The organism is uncultured Paraglaciecola sp. (assembly GCF_943787955.1).
In the GTDB taxonomy this organism is placed as follows: Bacteria; Pseudomonadota; Gammaproteobacteria; order Enterobacterales; family Alteromonadaceae; genus Paraglaciecola.
In genome coordinates, this window is sequence record NZ_CALSOK010000019.1 from 64,376 (window position 1) to 80,361 (window position 15,986).

16 protein-coding genes are annotated in these 15,986 nt (G+C 39.9%); 3 read left to right on the plus strand and 13 right to left on the minus strand.

Annotated elements, in window-relative coordinates:
* Nucleotides 1-44 precede the first annotated feature (44 nt).
* Nucleotides 45-1,310 carry a transcription termination factor Rho gene (gene rho / locus Q0Y52_RS16860; RefSeq protein ID WP_297823675.1) on the minus strand — a complete coding sequence of 422 codons (1,266 nt, stop codon included), beginning with the start codon at nt 1,308-1,310 and terminating at the stop codon, nt 45-47.
* Nucleotides 1,311-1,660: 350 nt separating this feature from the next.
* Nucleotides 1,661-1,987 (minus strand): thioredoxin TrxA, encoded by a 327-nt coding sequence (trxA, locus tag Q0Y52_RS16865; protein WP_297823677.1) that lies wholly within the window; start codon nt 1,985-1,987, stop codon nt 1,661-1,663.
* Between the two features lie 100 nt (nt 1,988-2,087).
* On the opposite strand from trxA, the gene rhlB reads away from it, so the two are divergent.
* Both rhlB and Q0Y52_RS16875 read left to right on the plus strand, forming a co-directional pair.
* A complete protein-coding gene (gene rhlB / locus Q0Y52_RS16870; protein ID WP_297823679.1) occupies nt 2,088-3,350 on the plus strand; it encodes an ATP-dependent RNA helicase RhlB in 1,263 nt (420 codons plus the stop codon).
* Nucleotides 3,347-4,864 (plus strand): guanosine-5'-triphosphate,3'-diphosphate pyrophosphatase, encoded by a 1,518-nt coding sequence (locus tag Q0Y52_RS16875; RefSeq protein WP_297823681.1) that lies wholly within the window; start codon nt 3,347-3,349, stop codon nt 4,862-4,864. Before rhlB ends, Q0Y52_RS16875 begins: the two co-directional genes overlap by 4 nt.
* 77 nt (nt 4,865-4,941) lie before the next feature.
* Here Q0Y52_RS16875 and hemB read toward each other — a convergent pair whose 3' ends face one another.
* The 7 genes from hemB to tatA form a co-directional block, all read right to left on the minus strand.
* Nucleotides 4,942-5,940 carry a porphobilinogen synthase gene (gene hemB / locus Q0Y52_RS16880; protein ID WP_297823683.1) on the minus strand — a complete coding sequence of 333 codons (999 nt, stop codon included), beginning with the start codon at nt 5,938-5,940 and terminating at the stop codon, nt 4,942-4,944.
* An 11-nt stretch (nt 5,941-5,951) separates the two neighbouring features.
* Nucleotides 5,952-7,514 carry a diguanylate cyclase gene (locus tag Q0Y52_RS16885; RefSeq protein ID WP_297823685.1) on the minus strand — a complete coding sequence of 521 codons (1,563 nt, stop codon included), beginning with the start codon at nt 7,512-7,514 and terminating at the stop codon, nt 5,952-5,954.
* Between the two features lie 318 nt (nt 7,515-7,832).
* The gene (locus Q0Y52_RS16890; protein ID WP_297823687.1) at nt 7,833-8,645 is read right to left on the minus strand and encodes a TatD family hydrolase; all 813 of its coding nucleotides are present in this window, start codon (nt 8,643-8,645) and stop codon (nt 7,833-7,835) included.
* 4 nt (nt 8,646-8,649) lie between these two features.
* Nucleotides 8,650-9,225: a hypothetical protein gene (locus Q0Y52_RS16895; protein ID WP_297823689.1), complete on the minus strand. Its 576-nt coding sequence runs from the start codon at nt 9,223-9,225 to the stop codon at nt 8,650-8,652.
* Nucleotides 9,222-9,965 (minus strand): twin-arginine translocase subunit TatC, encoded by a 744-nt coding sequence (tatC, locus tag Q0Y52_RS16900; protein WP_297823691.1) that lies wholly within the window; start codon nt 9,963-9,965, stop codon nt 9,222-9,224. Before tatC ends, Q0Y52_RS16895 begins: the two co-directional genes overlap by 4 nt.
* Nucleotides 9,966-9,970: 5 nt before the next feature.
* Complete coding sequence (tatB, locus tag Q0Y52_RS16905) at nt 9,971-10,270, minus strand: Sec-independent protein translocase protein TatB (RefSeq protein ID WP_297823693.1); 300 nt, start codon at nt 10,268-10,270, stop codon at nt 9,971-9,973.
* Nucleotides 10,270-10,545, minus strand: coding sequence for a twin-arginine translocase TatA/TatE family subunit (gene tatA, locus Q0Y52_RS16910; protein WP_297823695.1), 276 nt, complete (start codon nt 10,543-10,545; stop codon nt 10,270-10,272). The genes tatB and tatA overlap by 1 nt, the downstream gene beginning before the upstream one ends.
* Nucleotides 10,546-10,729: 184 nt before the next feature.
* Between tatA and Q0Y52_RS16915 the strand changes: the two genes are divergently transcribed.
* Nucleotides 10,730-11,647 (plus strand): hypothetical protein, encoded by a 918-nt coding sequence (locus tag Q0Y52_RS16915; RefSeq protein ID WP_297823697.1) that lies wholly within the window; start codon nt 10,730-10,732, stop codon nt 11,645-11,647.
* Between the two features lie 74 nt (nt 11,648-11,721).
* Here Q0Y52_RS16915 and ubiB read toward each other — a convergent pair whose 3' ends face one another.
* The 4 genes from ubiB to Q0Y52_RS16935 form a co-directional block, all read right to left on the minus strand.
* Complete coding sequence (ubiB, locus tag Q0Y52_RS16920; protein WP_297823699.1) at nt 11,722-13,353, minus strand: ubiquinone biosynthesis regulatory protein kinase UbiB; 1,632 nt, start codon at nt 13,351-13,353, stop codon at nt 11,722-11,724.
* A 1-nt stretch (nt 13,354) separates the two neighbouring features.
* Nucleotides 13,355-14,011 carry an SCP2 sterol-binding domain-containing protein gene (locus tag Q0Y52_RS16925; RefSeq protein WP_297823701.1) on the minus strand — a complete coding sequence of 219 codons (657 nt, stop codon included), beginning with the start codon at nt 14,009-14,011 and terminating at the stop codon, nt 13,355-13,357.
* Between the two features lies 1 nt (nt 14,012).
* Nucleotides 14,013-14,801 carry a bifunctional demethylmenaquinone methyltransferase/2-methoxy-6-polyprenyl-1,4-benzoquinol methylase UbiE gene (gene ubiE, locus Q0Y52_RS16930; protein WP_297823704.1) on the minus strand — a complete coding sequence of 263 codons (789 nt, stop codon included), beginning with the start codon at nt 14,799-14,801 and terminating at the stop codon, nt 14,013-14,015.
* 430 nt (nt 14,802-15,231) lie between these two features.
* The gene (locus Q0Y52_RS16935; protein ID WP_297823707.1) at nt 15,232-15,921 is read right to left on the minus strand and encodes a DNA-3-methyladenine glycosylase I; all 690 of its coding nucleotides are present in this window, start codon (nt 15,919-15,921) and stop codon (nt 15,232-15,234) included.
* Between the last annotated feature and the right edge of the window lie 65 nt (nt 15,922-15,986).

Sequence of the window (15,986 nt, forward strand, 5' to 3'; positions counted from 1 at the left end):
GCTTGCAGTTTCCTGAAGCGGATTGTTGTCACTTAACAAAAATATTAGCTTCTTTGTTTGCGCATAGCAGTAAAAAATTCATTGTTTGTTTTAGTCATAGACAACTTACCGATAAGAAATTCCATCGCGTCTATTTCTGACATTTCATGCACTATTTTGCGTAATATCCACATTTTTTGCAATTCGTCTGGTGTCGTTAATAACTCTTCACGACGAGTACCAGAACGATTGTAGTCGATCGCAGGGAATACGCGTTTTTCAGCAATTTTACGGTTCAGGTGTAATTCCATATTACCTGTACCTTTAAATTCTTCGTAAATAACCTCATCCATTTTAGAGCCAGTATCAATCAATGCTGTGGCAATGATTGTTAAGCTACCACCTTCTTCGATGTTACGTGCGGCACCAAAGAAACGTTTAGGTTTATGCAATGCGTTGGCATCTACACCACCGGTTAATACTTTACCTGATGAAGGTATCACTGTGTTATAGGCTCGAGCTAAGCGGGTAATTGAATCGAGTAAAATGACCACGTCTTTTTTGTGTTCAACTAAACGTTTGGCTTTTTCGATTACCATTTCAGCAACTTGTACGTGGCGACTCGCCGGCTCATCAAACGTAGACGCTATGACCTCACCACGCACCAGGCGTTGCATTTCGGTCACTTCTTCTGGTCGCTCATCAATCAACAGGACCATCAAAAGACATTCTGGGTGGTTAGCAGCAATAGATTGTGCGATATTTTGTAACAGTAATGTTTTACCTGCCTTGGGTGGTGCAACTATTAAGCCACGTTGACCGCGGCCAATGGGGGAGGCTAAATCTAAAACTCGTGCAGTAATATCTTCACTACTACCATTACCACGTTCCATGATTAAACGTTCATTAGCGTGTAATGGCGTTAAGTTTTCAAATAATATTTTATTACGTGCATTTTCAGGGCGGTCATAATTGACCTCACTTATTTTTAATAATGCGAAATAACGTTCGGTATCTTTTGGAGGACGTATTTTGCCTGAAATCGTATCGCCAGTTCGCAAGTTGAAGCGCCTGATTTGGCTAGGCGAGACATAAATGTCGTCTGGACCTGCCAAGTATGAAGAATCGTTGGAACGCAAGAATCCAAAACCATCTTGAAGAATTTCTAGTACGCCATCACCAAAAATATCTTCACCGCTTTTAGCGTGAGATTTAAGGATAGAAAAAATAATGTCTTGTTTGCGTGCGCGAGCCATGTTTTCTAGCTTCATGTCTTCGGCTAGGCTAACCAGTTCACTGATAGGTTTATTTTTGAGTTCGGTAAGATTCATAATTGGTGGGTCTTTATGCTAAAAGCTTGTCTTAAAAGCCAGTTTGATTGATTGATTCAAAGGTAATTACTAAAGTACATCTCTGATTTGAGCGAAGTGTGGGTGTGTTCAGGTTTTTAACATATAAAATTTAGCACCAAATAATTCCTGAGTCCAGTGAATTGTCTACTTGTCAGACGATTTAACGCCATCCTGAATATTTCTGCCTGCGGTCTAGGCCCTTGTCAAAAACATAAGTAACAATTTGTTTACAATAGGAATAGGCTCTTCAGGCAAGTTGATGGTTTAGCAACTACAAAAAGCTCAGCAAGTGCTGAGCTTATATATTTAATTATTTATGATAATAAATATTAAATATTTTCGTGCAAAAACTCTAAAAGTTGGGCTTTTGATAACGCGCCTACTTTCGTTGCTGCTACGTTACCGCCTTTAAATAGTAATAAAGTAGGTATACCTCTTATGCCATACTTAGGCGGCGTTTCGTTATTTTCATCGACATTCAGCTTGCCAACTGTTACTTTGCCGTCAAATTCGTCAGCCACTTCATGCAGTATAGGTGCGATCATTTTACATGGACCACACCATTCTGCCCAAAAATCAACTAACACAGGACCAGCTGCATTGATAACATCAGCCTCGAAACTGTCATCAGATAACTGGATGATTTTGTCGCTCATTATTTTCTCCGTAATTTTTCTCTCGCTGACATGACTCAGCGTGGTTATGATTGTTATATAGAAACTGGTTTTTAATGCAAGCAATGATAAGCTATAAGCTATGCCAACTACACATTTAACCGATACAAAATTTTCAGACTTACCTATTCAACAGCAGGTTGTATATGCGTTGTCTGAGGCCAATTTCAACCTTTGCACACCTATTCAAGCGTTGAGTTTGCCGCCCTTACTTGAAGGTAATGATCTTGCCGGTCAAGCGCAAACGGGAACAGGTAAAACCATTGCATTTTTGGTGGCCACTTTCCACTATTTGTTGACCAACCCTCAAGACTCAAAACGTCAACCTAGGGCAATCATTATGGCGCCCACCCGTGAGTTAGCTGTGCAAATTTTTAACGATGCAGAACTACTTAGCCAGCACACAGGTTTATCACTTGGTTTAATTTATGGGGGCGAGGGCTATCAAAGTCAACGGGAGAAATTGCAAGGTGGTGTAGATATTATTATCGGCACCACGGGTCGTATTATCGATTACTATAAACAAAATATCTTTTCATTAGCCGCTATTCAGGTTGCGGTATTAGACGAAGCTGACCGTATGTTCGACCTTGGTTTTATCAAGGATATTCGTTATTTATTTAACAGAATGCCCAAACCTACTGAACGTTTGAGTATGCTATTTTCTGCTACCTTGTCCTACCGCGTTCAAGAGTTGGCTTATGATCACATGGATAATCCTACTCATGTTCAGATTGAGCCAGAAAGAAAAACTGCTGAACGGGTAAAAGAAGAACTATTTTACCCGTCAGATGAAGACAAACCATACCTTCTACTCACTTTGATGGAAGAAGAATGGCCAGACAAAGCTATAGTGTTTGCGAACACTAAACATGGCTGTGAAAGAATTTCTGATTGGTTAGAAGCTGACAAGCATAGGGTGGGTTTGTTAAGCGGTGATGTACCTCAGAATAAACGCCTAAAAATACTAGAGAATTTCACCAGTGGTGTGCTTGATGTATTAGTCGCTACAGATGTTGCAGCTCGTGGTTTACATATTCCTATGGTAAGTCATGTCTTTAACTACGACTTACCAGACGATGCAGAAGATTATGTGCACCGTATAGGTAGAACGGGTCGTGCTGGTGAAAGTGGCAGCTCTATTAGTTTTGCTTGCGAAAAATACGCCCTAAACTTACCGGCGATTGAGGAGTATGTTCAACACTCAATACCAGTGACAGATTACAACCCAAATGATTTAATGCGTGACATCACCCCACCTAAACCACGTTTTAAAAAGCGTATGCAAAGTGGTAGGAGTCACCAAAATCGTCCTTCAAGTCCACGCCCTAATCGGAATAGATGAATAATAACATCGAAGTCATTGCCCCCTTCGCTCAGCCTGAGCAATTGTATGCAGCTGTAGATCTAGGCTCCAACAGTTTTCATATGGTCATTGTTCGGGTTGTGGCTGGTAGTGTGCATATTATTGGTAAGGTGAAGCAAAAAGTGCGTCTTGCCGCTGGGCTAGATGAAAATATGCTGTTAGACCAATCTAGCCTCGAGAGAGGATGGCAGTGCCTTGAAACATTTGCCGAACGTTTACAGGATATTCCTCTTTCAAATATAAAAATCGTTGGCACTGCTACTTTACGTTTGGCAGCTAACGCTGACGTATTTATAAAAACAGCTGAAAAAATTCTCAAACATAAATTGAATGTGATTGATGGTGAGGAGGAGGCTAGGCAAATATATTTGGGTGTGGCTTACACCTCGGCTAATCAAGGCAATTCTTTGGTTATTGATATTGGCGGCGCAAGTACAGAAGTGATTGTTGGCAATGATATGACCCCAATTCATTTAGTTAGTATGAATATGGGATGTGTGACGTTTAAGGAGCGGTTTTTTACTGATGGTAATATATCGGAGCAGAGTTTTGAGCTTGCGATTAATGAAGCCAAGTCTTTATTAGAGCCAGTGATAAATGATTTTATTAGTTTTGACTGGCAGCAATGTTTAGGCGCATCAGGTACTCCCCAAGCTATTACTGAAATTTTGGTGACACAAGGGATCAGTGACTCTATACGCATTGATTATCTGCGTAATTTAAAACAGCAATGCATTGACTGTGTGACCATAGATTTATTACAAATAGATGGTTTAATCGAATCAAGACGAGCGATTTTTCCTAGTGGCTTGGCTATACTGATTGCCCTTTTTGAGCAATTAAATATCCAAGAAATGCATATATCAGGTGGGGCGCTTCGCGAAGGCCTTATTTATGGCATGTTAGATAACATGCAGCAAAATGATCGAAGATTGCAAACTCTCGAGCAATGTATTGAACGTTTTCATATAGATCCTGAACACGCTTATCGCGTCAAAGGTATTGCGCTTAGTCTGTTTAATCAAGTACAAAACCAGATGTTCTTAGGCAAGGTAGAGTGTGAAGCGATGTTGATGGCATCTGCCATGTTGCATGAGACTGGTTTGCATATCGAATACAAACTGCACCATCAACATGGCGCTTATATTCTTAGTCATTTACCCATGGTGGGTTATACACAACACCAACGTGCTGGTATCAAAACATTAGTGCAAAGTCACAGACAGGAAATTAACCTCGGTTTGTTTGACTCTTTCCATCCAGAGGTACGCCAAGCACTTTTGGTGTTAGTTAGAGTATTACGCTTATCATGCTTACTCTCCATTCGCCGCAAAGACAATTTGCTAGCAGATTTTAATCTAATTATTTCAGATGAAAAGTGGACACTCACTTTTCCTAAAGGCTGGTTAAAATCACACCCATTGATTGATGCGGAGCTAGCCAACGAAAAATGGCAACAGCATAAAGTAGGCTGGACATTAGAGTGTTTTTAAATTTACCTTGTTGATTTAGAATAACAAAAACAGATAAAAATTAAGAGGTTGTTGTTTAATTATGAAGCCAAGATCTTCTAGTCTGGTTTCAACAGTATGGCTGCCTGCTTTGCAAAATAAGTCAAGATACCATCTGCGCCAGCTCGCTTAAAAGCAATCAGAGATTCTACAATTACCTCATCTTCATTGAGCCAGCCATTAGCAAACGCCGCTTTGTGCATGGCGTATTCGCCACTGACTTGGTAGGCAAAAGTGGGCACTTTAAATTCGTCTTTACAGCGCCTGACTATATCTAGATAAGGCATGCCGGGTTTGACCATCACCATATCTGCACCCTCTTTTAAGTCCAAAGCAATTTCGCGCATAGCTTCGTCCGAGTTGGCAGGATCCATTTGGTAACTTTTCTTATTACTACCTTTAATATTACCTGCCGATCCCACTGCGTCTCTAAATGGCCCATAATAGCTTGAAGCGTATTTAGCCGAATAAGCCATGATACAGGTGTTAATAAAGCCATGACTTTCGAGTGCTTGGCGAAGTGCACCGACACGTCCATCCATCATATCAGAGGGTGCAACGATATCAGCGCCTGCTTGTGCATGAGATATTGCTTGTTTGACTAAAACCTCGATAGTTTCATCGTTTAACACATAACCTTGCTCGTCAATCAGGCCATCTTGGCCGTGAGAGGTAAAAGGGTCGAGTGCTACGTCTGTGATAACAGCAATATTAGGTATCGCTTGTTTGATGGCGCGAACTGCTCTTTGCGCTAAGCCATCTGGATTATAAGCTTCGCTTGCACACAATGTCTTGGCTTGCATGGGTGTCACGGGAAACAATGCAATAGCAGGAATGCCAAGTTCTACAAGTTCATGTGCCTCTTTGACTAGCAAATCAATAGATAAACGCTCTACACTGGGCATAGAGGAAACGGATTCTTTTTGATTTACACCTTCTAACACAAACATGGGGCAGATTAGATCACTGACGGTTAGTGTGTTTTCGGCAACTAACCTGCGGGTGAAATCCTGTTTGCGTAATCTGCGCATACGTGTATTGGGAAATTGTTCAATCATGATTAATCCTGCTATTGGATGAAGTCTAAATGGAGGCCTTGCACATTATTTCGATCTGCATTTTTGGCGACGTATAATTGTTTATCTGCCAAGGCTAAGATATTGTCTTCAGGTTGGCTTAACTTGGCTATTGCGGTACCTATACCTGCGCTAATAGTAATATTGACTGATATTTCTCCTGCTTGAATGGTGGTTTTTTGTATTTCAGATCTAAGCTGTTCAGCTAAGGCTAAAGCACCTTTTAAGTCTGTGTTAGGCAAAATCAGGGCGAATTCTTCGCCACCAAAACGAGTTACATCATCACTGGGCCTTTTTAAGACTTTTTTAAGTGTGTGGGCAACTGTTTTAATACATTCGTCGCCGACTAAATGACCATATTGATCATTCACATTTTTGATATAGTCAATGTCCACCATCTCTACAGATAATTGGGTTTGTTCACGTCGACTTCTACGTATTTCTGCCTGATATTTCTTGTCAAAATAGTCACGATTATGAAGCCCTGTTAATGCATTTAGGGAGTTTCTTTCTTGTAGTTCACGATTTTTATCAGATAATTCACGGAGAGTCACTTCTAACTCTAAGGTGCGCTCTTGTATTTTATATTCAAGCTTTTTTGAAACATCTACTTGCAATGCTAACATATTTTTTTGTGTACTCAGGGTTTGACGCTCTCTGTTCAATAACGCTGCTTGTGTATTGAGTAACATTTGGTGGTGTTGATTGTGATTAATAGCCAGAATAAGTGCTAAAAGCACCGATTCTATGCTTGCACCTAGCATCAATAAGTAAGATGAAGGCATGTTAAGATTCATGATATTTAGTGTGTCTAGGCTAACGGCAAGAGCGCAGACGAAAAGTACGCACCATGCAAAAGTATAATAGCCAGCGATGGCTAGACCTTTTACCCACAACCAGATTGCCACGACCAGAATAAGTAATCCACTGGCACAAAACATCAGCAAAAATGTTTTAATAAAAACTGGTAAAGGTATAAAAAAACTAATAATTAAGCCGAATAGAAAAATATAAGCTGTTGTTTTGAGTAGTGCACTTAGCTTGGTATTAAACGCTCTGACATTGAGTAAATCTTCGCAAAATAAAATCGATAAATACATGGCTAAACTTCCAAAAATACCCACTGCATGTTGCTGTAGCCAGGGGGAGTTAGGCCAAATATAGTGATAGCCTAAGCCTTGAAGTGCTAACAAGGTTAAGCCCAAGAAAATAACATAACCGGCGTAAATCAAAAATATTGATGTGCGCGTTGTGATAAAAAAAAATAGGTTAATTAATCCTATTGCCAATATCAGACCAAAAAATACACCCATGATTAAGCCACTTTTACTGGTAAATTCTAAATATTCATTTTGCGTCCAGATATGTACGGGAAGATCCACTAGACCTTTTGAATAAGTGCTGACGTATACTTCTATTGAATCCCCACTTGTTGGGACTGGAAATATAAAATTTTCATGTTTGATTGTGCGTTGCAAGAAAATCAAAGTGTCACCAGCCTGATACGCTACTAATATTTTTTTGTCCTGTGTAAAGCAAATATTAACTCTGTCCAATAGTGCATGCTCAATTTCTAAGAATCTGGTTCTGCTGGTTATATGTGATTGATGGTAAACTTAAACCAATATAACTCATCAGAGAGACTTAAGCGTGTTAGATTTTGGCTTGGCTGTTGTCAAATAGTATCTGTGGCACTGAGAATACTAGCAATCGAATACTGTTTTTTAGTATCCACTAAGTGAGCAACGCCTGGCACTACAGTATGGCTTGGGCGTATTTGACTAGAAAAATTAGCTGTTGTAAATATGACTGCAGTACAAAAAATACTGAAGAACCACAATAGCCAGTTTTTGCTAAGGATGACCCTAAAAGGTTTATTCGGCTAGACCAGCACTCATGGTTGGGATTTTAAATAGTGCTTGTGTATTAGCTTGGCTCGCTAATTTTAATGTGGTTAAGTCCGTGCCCATCAAATTGGCTGCTTCCTTTGCTACGAATGGCAGATAAGCAGGTTCGTTATTGCCATTGTCCACTTTGTGGTTATTGGGTAAACCCTTAGGGCGTAAATAGGGGGCGTCGGTTTCCAATAAAATACGATTTAGGGGAAGTGATTTAACTGCTTCGCGTAATGTTTGCCCACGCTTAAGATCACAGACCCAACCGGTTATGCCAATATACAAGTCTAGTTCTAAGTAACGATTCATCTGTTCAATGTCGCCGGTAAAACAATGTACTACGCCACCTTTTAGTGTTTTACGATATTTTGTTAATAATTCAACTTGAGCTTTAAATGCATCGCGCTCATGTAAAAAAACAGGCAAGCCCAATTCACAAGCTAATTTAAGTTGTTGTTCAAAGGCAAACAGTTGTTGGTCTGGAGTAGAAAAGTTTCGATTGAAATCTAAACCACATTCGCCAATAGCCACCACAGATTTAGAATTAGCTAAATTTTGGAGTTCATTTAGCGTTTCATCACTAAACTCGTTAGCGTGGTGGGGATGCACACCAATAGTCGCAGACAAATGGTGGGGATATTGTTGGGCTAAATGAACGGCTTGTTGGCTCTTATCTATATTAGTACCGGTAATAATAATATGGCTAACATCAGCGGTTAAGGCGCGTTTAAATACTGGCTCAAAAAACAGTCTTTTGTCAGTAAAATTGACACCAATATCAGACCAAGTCATTAACCTATCTCATTCGTTTAGCACGGATACGCTTATTTGCGTTTTCTTTACTTATAAAAAAGGAGCCAAACGCACCACGCTCGATAATAATTACGTTGTTTTTTCGTAAATTCAAACGGGTGCTATCTGTTTGACGCCATACCTGCTGATTATTAAGGGTAATCACTAGCTTTCCGTAAGGTGTTTTTTCGATCTTGTTTATTGTGGCTTGGATCTGATTGATGAAATTCTTTGAGCGCTGATTATTTTCTTGACCAAATTCTGCCTGTTGTTGATTGGTATTATCTTCTTGCTCGTTAGTGATAACTGGTAAAGAAGCTTGGTGTCTTACCTTGTCCTGTTGTTGATTAGCATTGTCTGCTTGCTCGGTTGTGATGACTTGCAAAGGAAGTTGGTGTTTTACCTTGTGCTGTTTGGGTTGGATGTTTACATTTTTATCGACCACTGCGTCGTAGCAGGCTAAGCGTTGTATATCATCGTTATTTTTAGTGCATAACGATAATTTATCTAAGAGTGTATTGGCTATACCAAATGGGCTCGCCAGTATTAATAACAATCCAAATATACTTAAATAATTCATAGTTTATCCTGTTGTTCGATTTCTGTTTTTTTTCGAGAGTAAATGCCACCAAACACAATGCCAAATTCAAATAAGATCCACATGGGTATGGCAAGTAGCGTTTGCGATATGATGTCGGGTGGAGTCAGTAGCATACCTACAACAAATACACCTACAATTACATATGGGCGTTTTGCTCTCAATGCATCTGGTGTTGTAAAACCCGTCCAACACATCAGCACTACTGCCACAGGTATTTCAAAAGCCAGCCCAAATGCAAAGAAAATCTTAAGAACAAAATTTAGATAACTACTGATGTCAGTGCTGATGACTACCCCTTCAAGCTCCAGACTCGTAAAAAACGAAAAGGCTAAAGGAAAGACCACGTAGTAGGCAAAAGCCATACCTAGATAAAATAATAAGGTACTCGAGAATAACAACGGAGCCACCAAACGCTTTTCGTTTTTATACAACCCAGGCGCTACAAACCCCCAAATTTGGTAAAGTACAACTGGGATAGCAATAAAAAATGATAACACCATAGTTAGTTTGAAAGGTGCAAAAAAGGGAGATGCTACATCGGTGGCAATCATCTGTGCGTTTTCTGGTAGCGTGTCTAACAATGGGGTTGCCAACCAGTGGTATAAGTCTTGTGCAAAATAAACCAAGCACAAAAATACGATAAAAACGCTAACAACGGCTTTTAATACACGTCCTCTGAGCTCAATTAAATGAGCAATTAAGCTATTTGCATCAGCCATGTTAGTTACTCTTTTGAATAGGGTTTTTGAACGGACTTAGCTGCATCACGAAGTTCATCAACAGATTTTTGTAGCTCAGGAGATAGATTTTTAAGGTCCTTTTGCTCGGCTTTCTTCAAATTTTCATGTAATTCATGAACTTTGAACTGTTGCTCGACTTCTTGACGAAAGCCGCTGGCCATGCCCTTGATACTGCGCACAGTTTTCATAGTCGATCGAATGGCCCCGGGTAACCTTTCAGGTCCCAAAACGACTAGACCTAATACAGCAATAATTAACAGTTCGAAAAAGCCAATATCAAACATTAATTATGCTCTTTGTGTTCACTCTTGGTTTGCTGAACAGTACTTTTTGAATTTTCAGCATCTCCAGAACTTTCAGTGGTTTTATCTTCGACTGTCTCTTTAGTAACGAAATCAGCATCCAAATCCTTTTCCTTATCCTCATCGCTCATGGCTTTCTTAAACCCTTTCATCGCAGAGCCTAAATCTCCACCTAAACCGCGAAGTTTTTTAGTACCAAAAAGCAATACTACGATAACCAAAATAATCAACAACTGCATGGGGCTAATGCCAAACATAAAATACTCCTAGAGACTGTATGTTTTTCATTATACTTAGCTTATTAAAAAGGTCACTGGATTTGATAGCGAAATCTAGGCTGTTTGACTTTTTAATCACTAATTGCGTTAATCTAAAATCTGAAACGTCAATGGTTTGCCCATCAAATCACTGTTTAGGGATGTTTGTGCCGGGAGGATAAGTGTGAAAATATTTCTTTTATTCTTTTTGAGTATGGGTTTTTTATCAAATCTTAAGGCTGAAGAGCCACAGCAGGAATATGCATGGTTAGATACCATGCACCAGAGTATTGCATCTTCGGTCAACACAAGCGCTTTATGGTTTGATGATTTTTTTGCCTTAAACGAATTTAAAGCTCGTGAGGAAGCATATGGTGAAGCGCGCATTCGGTTAGGTTGGGAGCCCAGAAGCCGCAATGTAAATGAGTATGAGGTACGCTTTAAAGTAAGGGTGAAATTGCCCAATTTGAAAAATCGTGTTGATTTGGTTTTATCAGATTATGACGATGACAGGCCGGGTAATGATATCCAAGCCTCGGGAGTTGATGACTTTGTCGAGCAGAATCGTTTTAGTTTGGCTCTGCGCTGGAGAAGTAGTCCTGAGAGTGGATTGTCACATCGTATCGGGGTGGGCCGTCGGTTGCAGCCGTTTTTCAAAAGTCGTTATCGGAATTCCCACCTTTTGACTAATCAAACCATTTTACGCTGGGAAACGTCTGCTTATATGTATAGTGATGATGGCTTGGGAGCTGATTTTTCTTGGCAATTAGGTTATACCGCTACCAAACAATCAATATATAGATGGAATAATCATTTTTATTTCAGAGACCGGACCAACGATTGGCTCTGGCAACATAGCTTACAAAAGCTTACTCAATTTGATGAAAAAAACGCATTAATAGCAGGAATTTATATTGAAGGACTCACCCGCCCAAATTATCGTCTAGATGAATATTTGATAAGCTTAAGATGGCGTAAAAATGCACTACGTAAATGGCTATTTTACGAAGTTGAACCTTTTATATTGTGGAGGAGGGATGAGAGATTTTCTGCCTCTTACGGTATCGCCCTGCGAGTAGAAGGTTTTTTTGGTAAATTGTAAGCACCGCTGTCAGATAAAATATTTCTAACGTTGTTTAGATAAAAAGAGTATGAGCCTGCAATGATCGACAGACTTTATTTCCGTTTATTTTTAAATGCAAAAAACCAGCAACCTAGCCCAATTAAACCGAAACAAACACTGGGCCACCAATTATTTTGATATATAGGTAAGATTGCACCGATAATAAAAAAAGTGGCGCCCATTATCATCAGTAAAGTGCTGGTGTGTTGTTGCTTAAATTGCTCTTGCTGTGTTTCGAATTGTGTCCTTTGTTGTTCAGGTAACGTTTTAACTTGTTTTAAGGTGTCATAAACTAAGTCCGGTATTTCTGGTAATTTCTCAGACCAATAAGGCAAATTAGTTGAAATCTTTTGATACATGGCCTTGAGGCCAATTTGTTCTTTCATCCAATTCTCTAAAAAGGGTTTTGCGGTTTTCCATAAATCAAGCTGTGGGTATAACTGACGCCCTAAGCCTTCGATATACAGCAAGGTTTTCTGCAAGAGTACCAGCTGTGGTTGTATCACCATATTAAAACGTCTGGCGGTATTAAATAGTTGCAGCAACACGTTACTAAATTCAATTTCAGCTAAGGGTTTTTGAAAAATAGGCTCGCATACTTTGCGAATGGATGCTTCGAAATCGTCGATGTCGGTATCCGATGGTACCCAGCCTGAGTCGACGTGTAATTGTGCTACTTTGCGATAATTACGATTAAAAAAGGCGATAAAATTTTCGGCTAAATAACGTTTGTCTTCGCTATTGAGTGTGCCGACTATGCCAAAATCTATGGTTATATATTGGGGGTCATTAGGATTAACAGTAGACACGAAGATATTGCCAGGGTGCATATCTGCATGGAAAAAACTATCACGAAACACCTGAGTAAAAAACACCTCTACACCGCGCTCTGCCAATCTTTTCATGTTGGTGTTACGGGCAACGAGTTGCTTGATATCAGATATAGGTGTGCCGTAAATTCGTTCCATAACCATGACGTTTTTATGGCTATAGTCACTGTATATAGTTGGCACATATAGAGCTGTTGAGTTTTCAAAATTTCGCTTGAACTGAATGCCATTGGCAGCTTCATGGGTTAAGTCTAATTCATCAATAATAGTGCGTTTATATTCCTCGACTACCTCTACTGGACGAAGACGTTTACCATCGGGTAACAACTTTTGCAAGGCACCTGCTGCGGTGCGCATAAGTGCGATATCAGATTGGATGGTATGTTGTATATTAGGTCGAATAACTTTAACAATCACATCTTGATTGCCATCTTTTAACTTTGCGGCATGCACTTGAGCAATAGACGCAGAGGCTAACGGGGTCGCTTCAAACTCACTGAACAAATCACTGAGTTCAGTTAAACCGAAGGCGTCGCGAACAATTTGTTTTGCTGACTCAGGGTTAAATGGTTCTACTTGATCTTGTAAGATAGACAGTTCGGTTGCCACATCTGGTGGTAGCAAATCTTTGCGTGTAGACAACATCTGACCAAATTTGATAAACACAGGCCCCAAAGTTTGCAATGCTAACCTGATACGGGTGCCTTGGGATTTATCAGGGTGTTTGTTGCGAAGCCAGAAAAATCCAAACCGGCCAAACTTTACATACCAAGGTAACCATTTGGCAGGAATAAGCTCATCTAATCCGTGTTGCAACATCACCTTGTTGATTTGGTAAAAGCGTAGAATTCTCACGTTAGGGCTTTATTCCTGTATCGACTTTTTTCATTTGTTCTAATGAAGCAATTCTGGCAGATAAACGTTCTGTGGCACTGCGAAGATCAGTTACATTTCGACTAAACTCTACCATTTCGATAGGTTTGACCGCAATTGAATCACTTTGGGTTAAATGTTCCCCAAGCTCAATTGCTCCTCGTTCTATTTGTGATTTAGCGGTGTCAAATAATGCTCTCATGCTTGTAAACGTCTGGTGAGCCACTACATCACCTGTGTAACGAGACAGCTGCTCTTCCCAATCAACATCCAAATCTTTGAGTAATGCACTAAAAGTTTGTGCCACGTAAATGTCGCCAGTAAGGTTTAGCTGCTTTTGTTGAATTAATTGAGTGAGTTGGCTGCTATCTTTGATCTTAGGTAACGTCTCTAAATTTAACTCAATCAAACAATCTACTGCTTCAGGGGAGGAGTCGAATTCATTTTCCGAGATCATCACAGAGCGCACATCAATTTGCTCGGAAAAGCTAAACAATAATGGCCACGGCAGTTCTTTAATTGTCACTTGCAACGACTTTCCGGATAATTTTTTCAAGCGCTGTTGACTATCATCATCGAGCTCAAGCAATTGATTCATTGCCAACTCGATACCTGATGCTACTAATTGGGCAAAGGGCATATTAAAATTTAAAACCTCTATGTAACGCGACTATACCACCGGTTAAATTTTGATAAGTCGTTTGCTCAAATCCTGCAGTATCCATCATAGTTTTAAGCACTTCTTGCTCAGGATGCATACGAATAGATTCAGCCAAATATTGGTAACTGTCTGCGTCATTGGCCACAAGTTGGCCAATTTTAGGCAGTAAGTGGAATGAATACATATCGTAAGCTTTGTTCAGCATATCGTTACTGGGTTTAGAAAACTCTAAAACCAACAAACGACCGCCAGGCTTTAACACGCGATACATGGATGCCAAGGCTTTGTCTTTATCAGTGACGTTCCTCAGTCCAAAAGCTATGGTGATAATATCAAAGCTATTATCAGGAAAGGGTAAAGCTTCAGCATTAGCTTGCACATATTCCACATTGCCCACTATACCTTTATCACGTAATTTAGCGCGGCCTACTTTCAACATGGCATCATTAATATCGGCCAACACTACCTGACCCGACTCACCCACAATACGCGAAAACTTGGCCGTTAAATCTCCGGTTCCACCGGCTAAATCTAATACTTTATGCCCAGCACGCGCACCGCTGCAATCAATGGTGTAACGTTTCCATAAACGATGCACACCCAAAGACATTAAGTCATTCATAATGTCGTACTTCGCTGCTACCGATTGAAACACTTCTTTCACCATATTTACTTTTTGGCTGGACTCTACCTGCTTAAAACCAAAGTGTGTGGTAGGTTCTGAAGGCTGAATAGGTCTAGGGGTATCAGTTGTGTCAGGGCCGCTCATGGGAAATCCTTGATAATATTGTGTGGTTAGTTTACCGAATAAACGCTCACGCCAACAGATAAGAATGATGGAATATTATTGACTACGTAATTGAGAGGTTTTTTGTTAGAAATCATGTGAGTGGCTAGACGTAACCCATTCAAAAATAGCTAAGAAAAATAGGAGCCCTTTTCCGAATTACCCAGGAAATATCAATTTCTGACAAAATTTATTCAGCTGTTTGAGATGACTTTTTGATTCTAAGAATAGCTGAAGCCACAAAAATAAAAAATCAGCAGTAAAAAGTGCAGAGCTTTAAATACTTTCAGGGTTGTGGTTAATCCTGTTTGTTAAACTTAGCGATATCTGAAGTCAAATCGTGCCGAGTGAGTGCCGCTTCTTTTTTAGCTTATGAACTAAAAGGCCACTAATTTTCACCTGTCACTAAGGGTTATTGATAATTATCGCCCACACTTTTAGAGATAATCATACTTAATTCCTGTAAAGAGCGACCGCTTTGTTGTTGAAGTTCATTAAAACTAGCTTGAATGGCAGTCAGGCTGCGTTTTGATTGCGCTGAGCCAGAGATAATGTTGCGTTTAGTAAAATAACCCACTACGTCATTGCTGAGTAAAAAAGTATCTTTACCTATTGTACGTAAACCATAAGGACCCGTATTGCCACCGAGTCTTGCACCATGTTTTTTCAAATAAGCCCACAAACCGATAATATCTTCGTTTGGCCAATCGGCTACAAATTTGGCAAAGCTACCATGCTCACGAGCGACAGAATCAATCATGATGGCGTTGTCACGAATGGTTCGGACCTTTGTATAATTTCGAATAATACTTGGGTCAGTTGCTTTTTGTTCGAGCATTTCATCGGGGATCAATAAAATTTTTTCAATATTAAAATCAAAAAACACCCGTTCAAAATTAGGCCATTTATTTCTTACTACTCGCCATACAAATCCAGATTGGAAGACTTTTTTACTGAACTCAGCTAAAAATCTGTCATCTCCAATTGTGCTCAGCACTTGAGGGGGGGATGGCTTATCTAAGCCAGCGGCCAAAACCTGGGGGCCTCCTTTTCGTTCGCAGGCCCGTTGATAAATGGCACTAAATTTTTCTAGGTTCTGCATGTGTTTTTACTCTAAATAATGGCAGTTGCAGCAATGGCGTCGAATACCAAACCCAATGAACATAT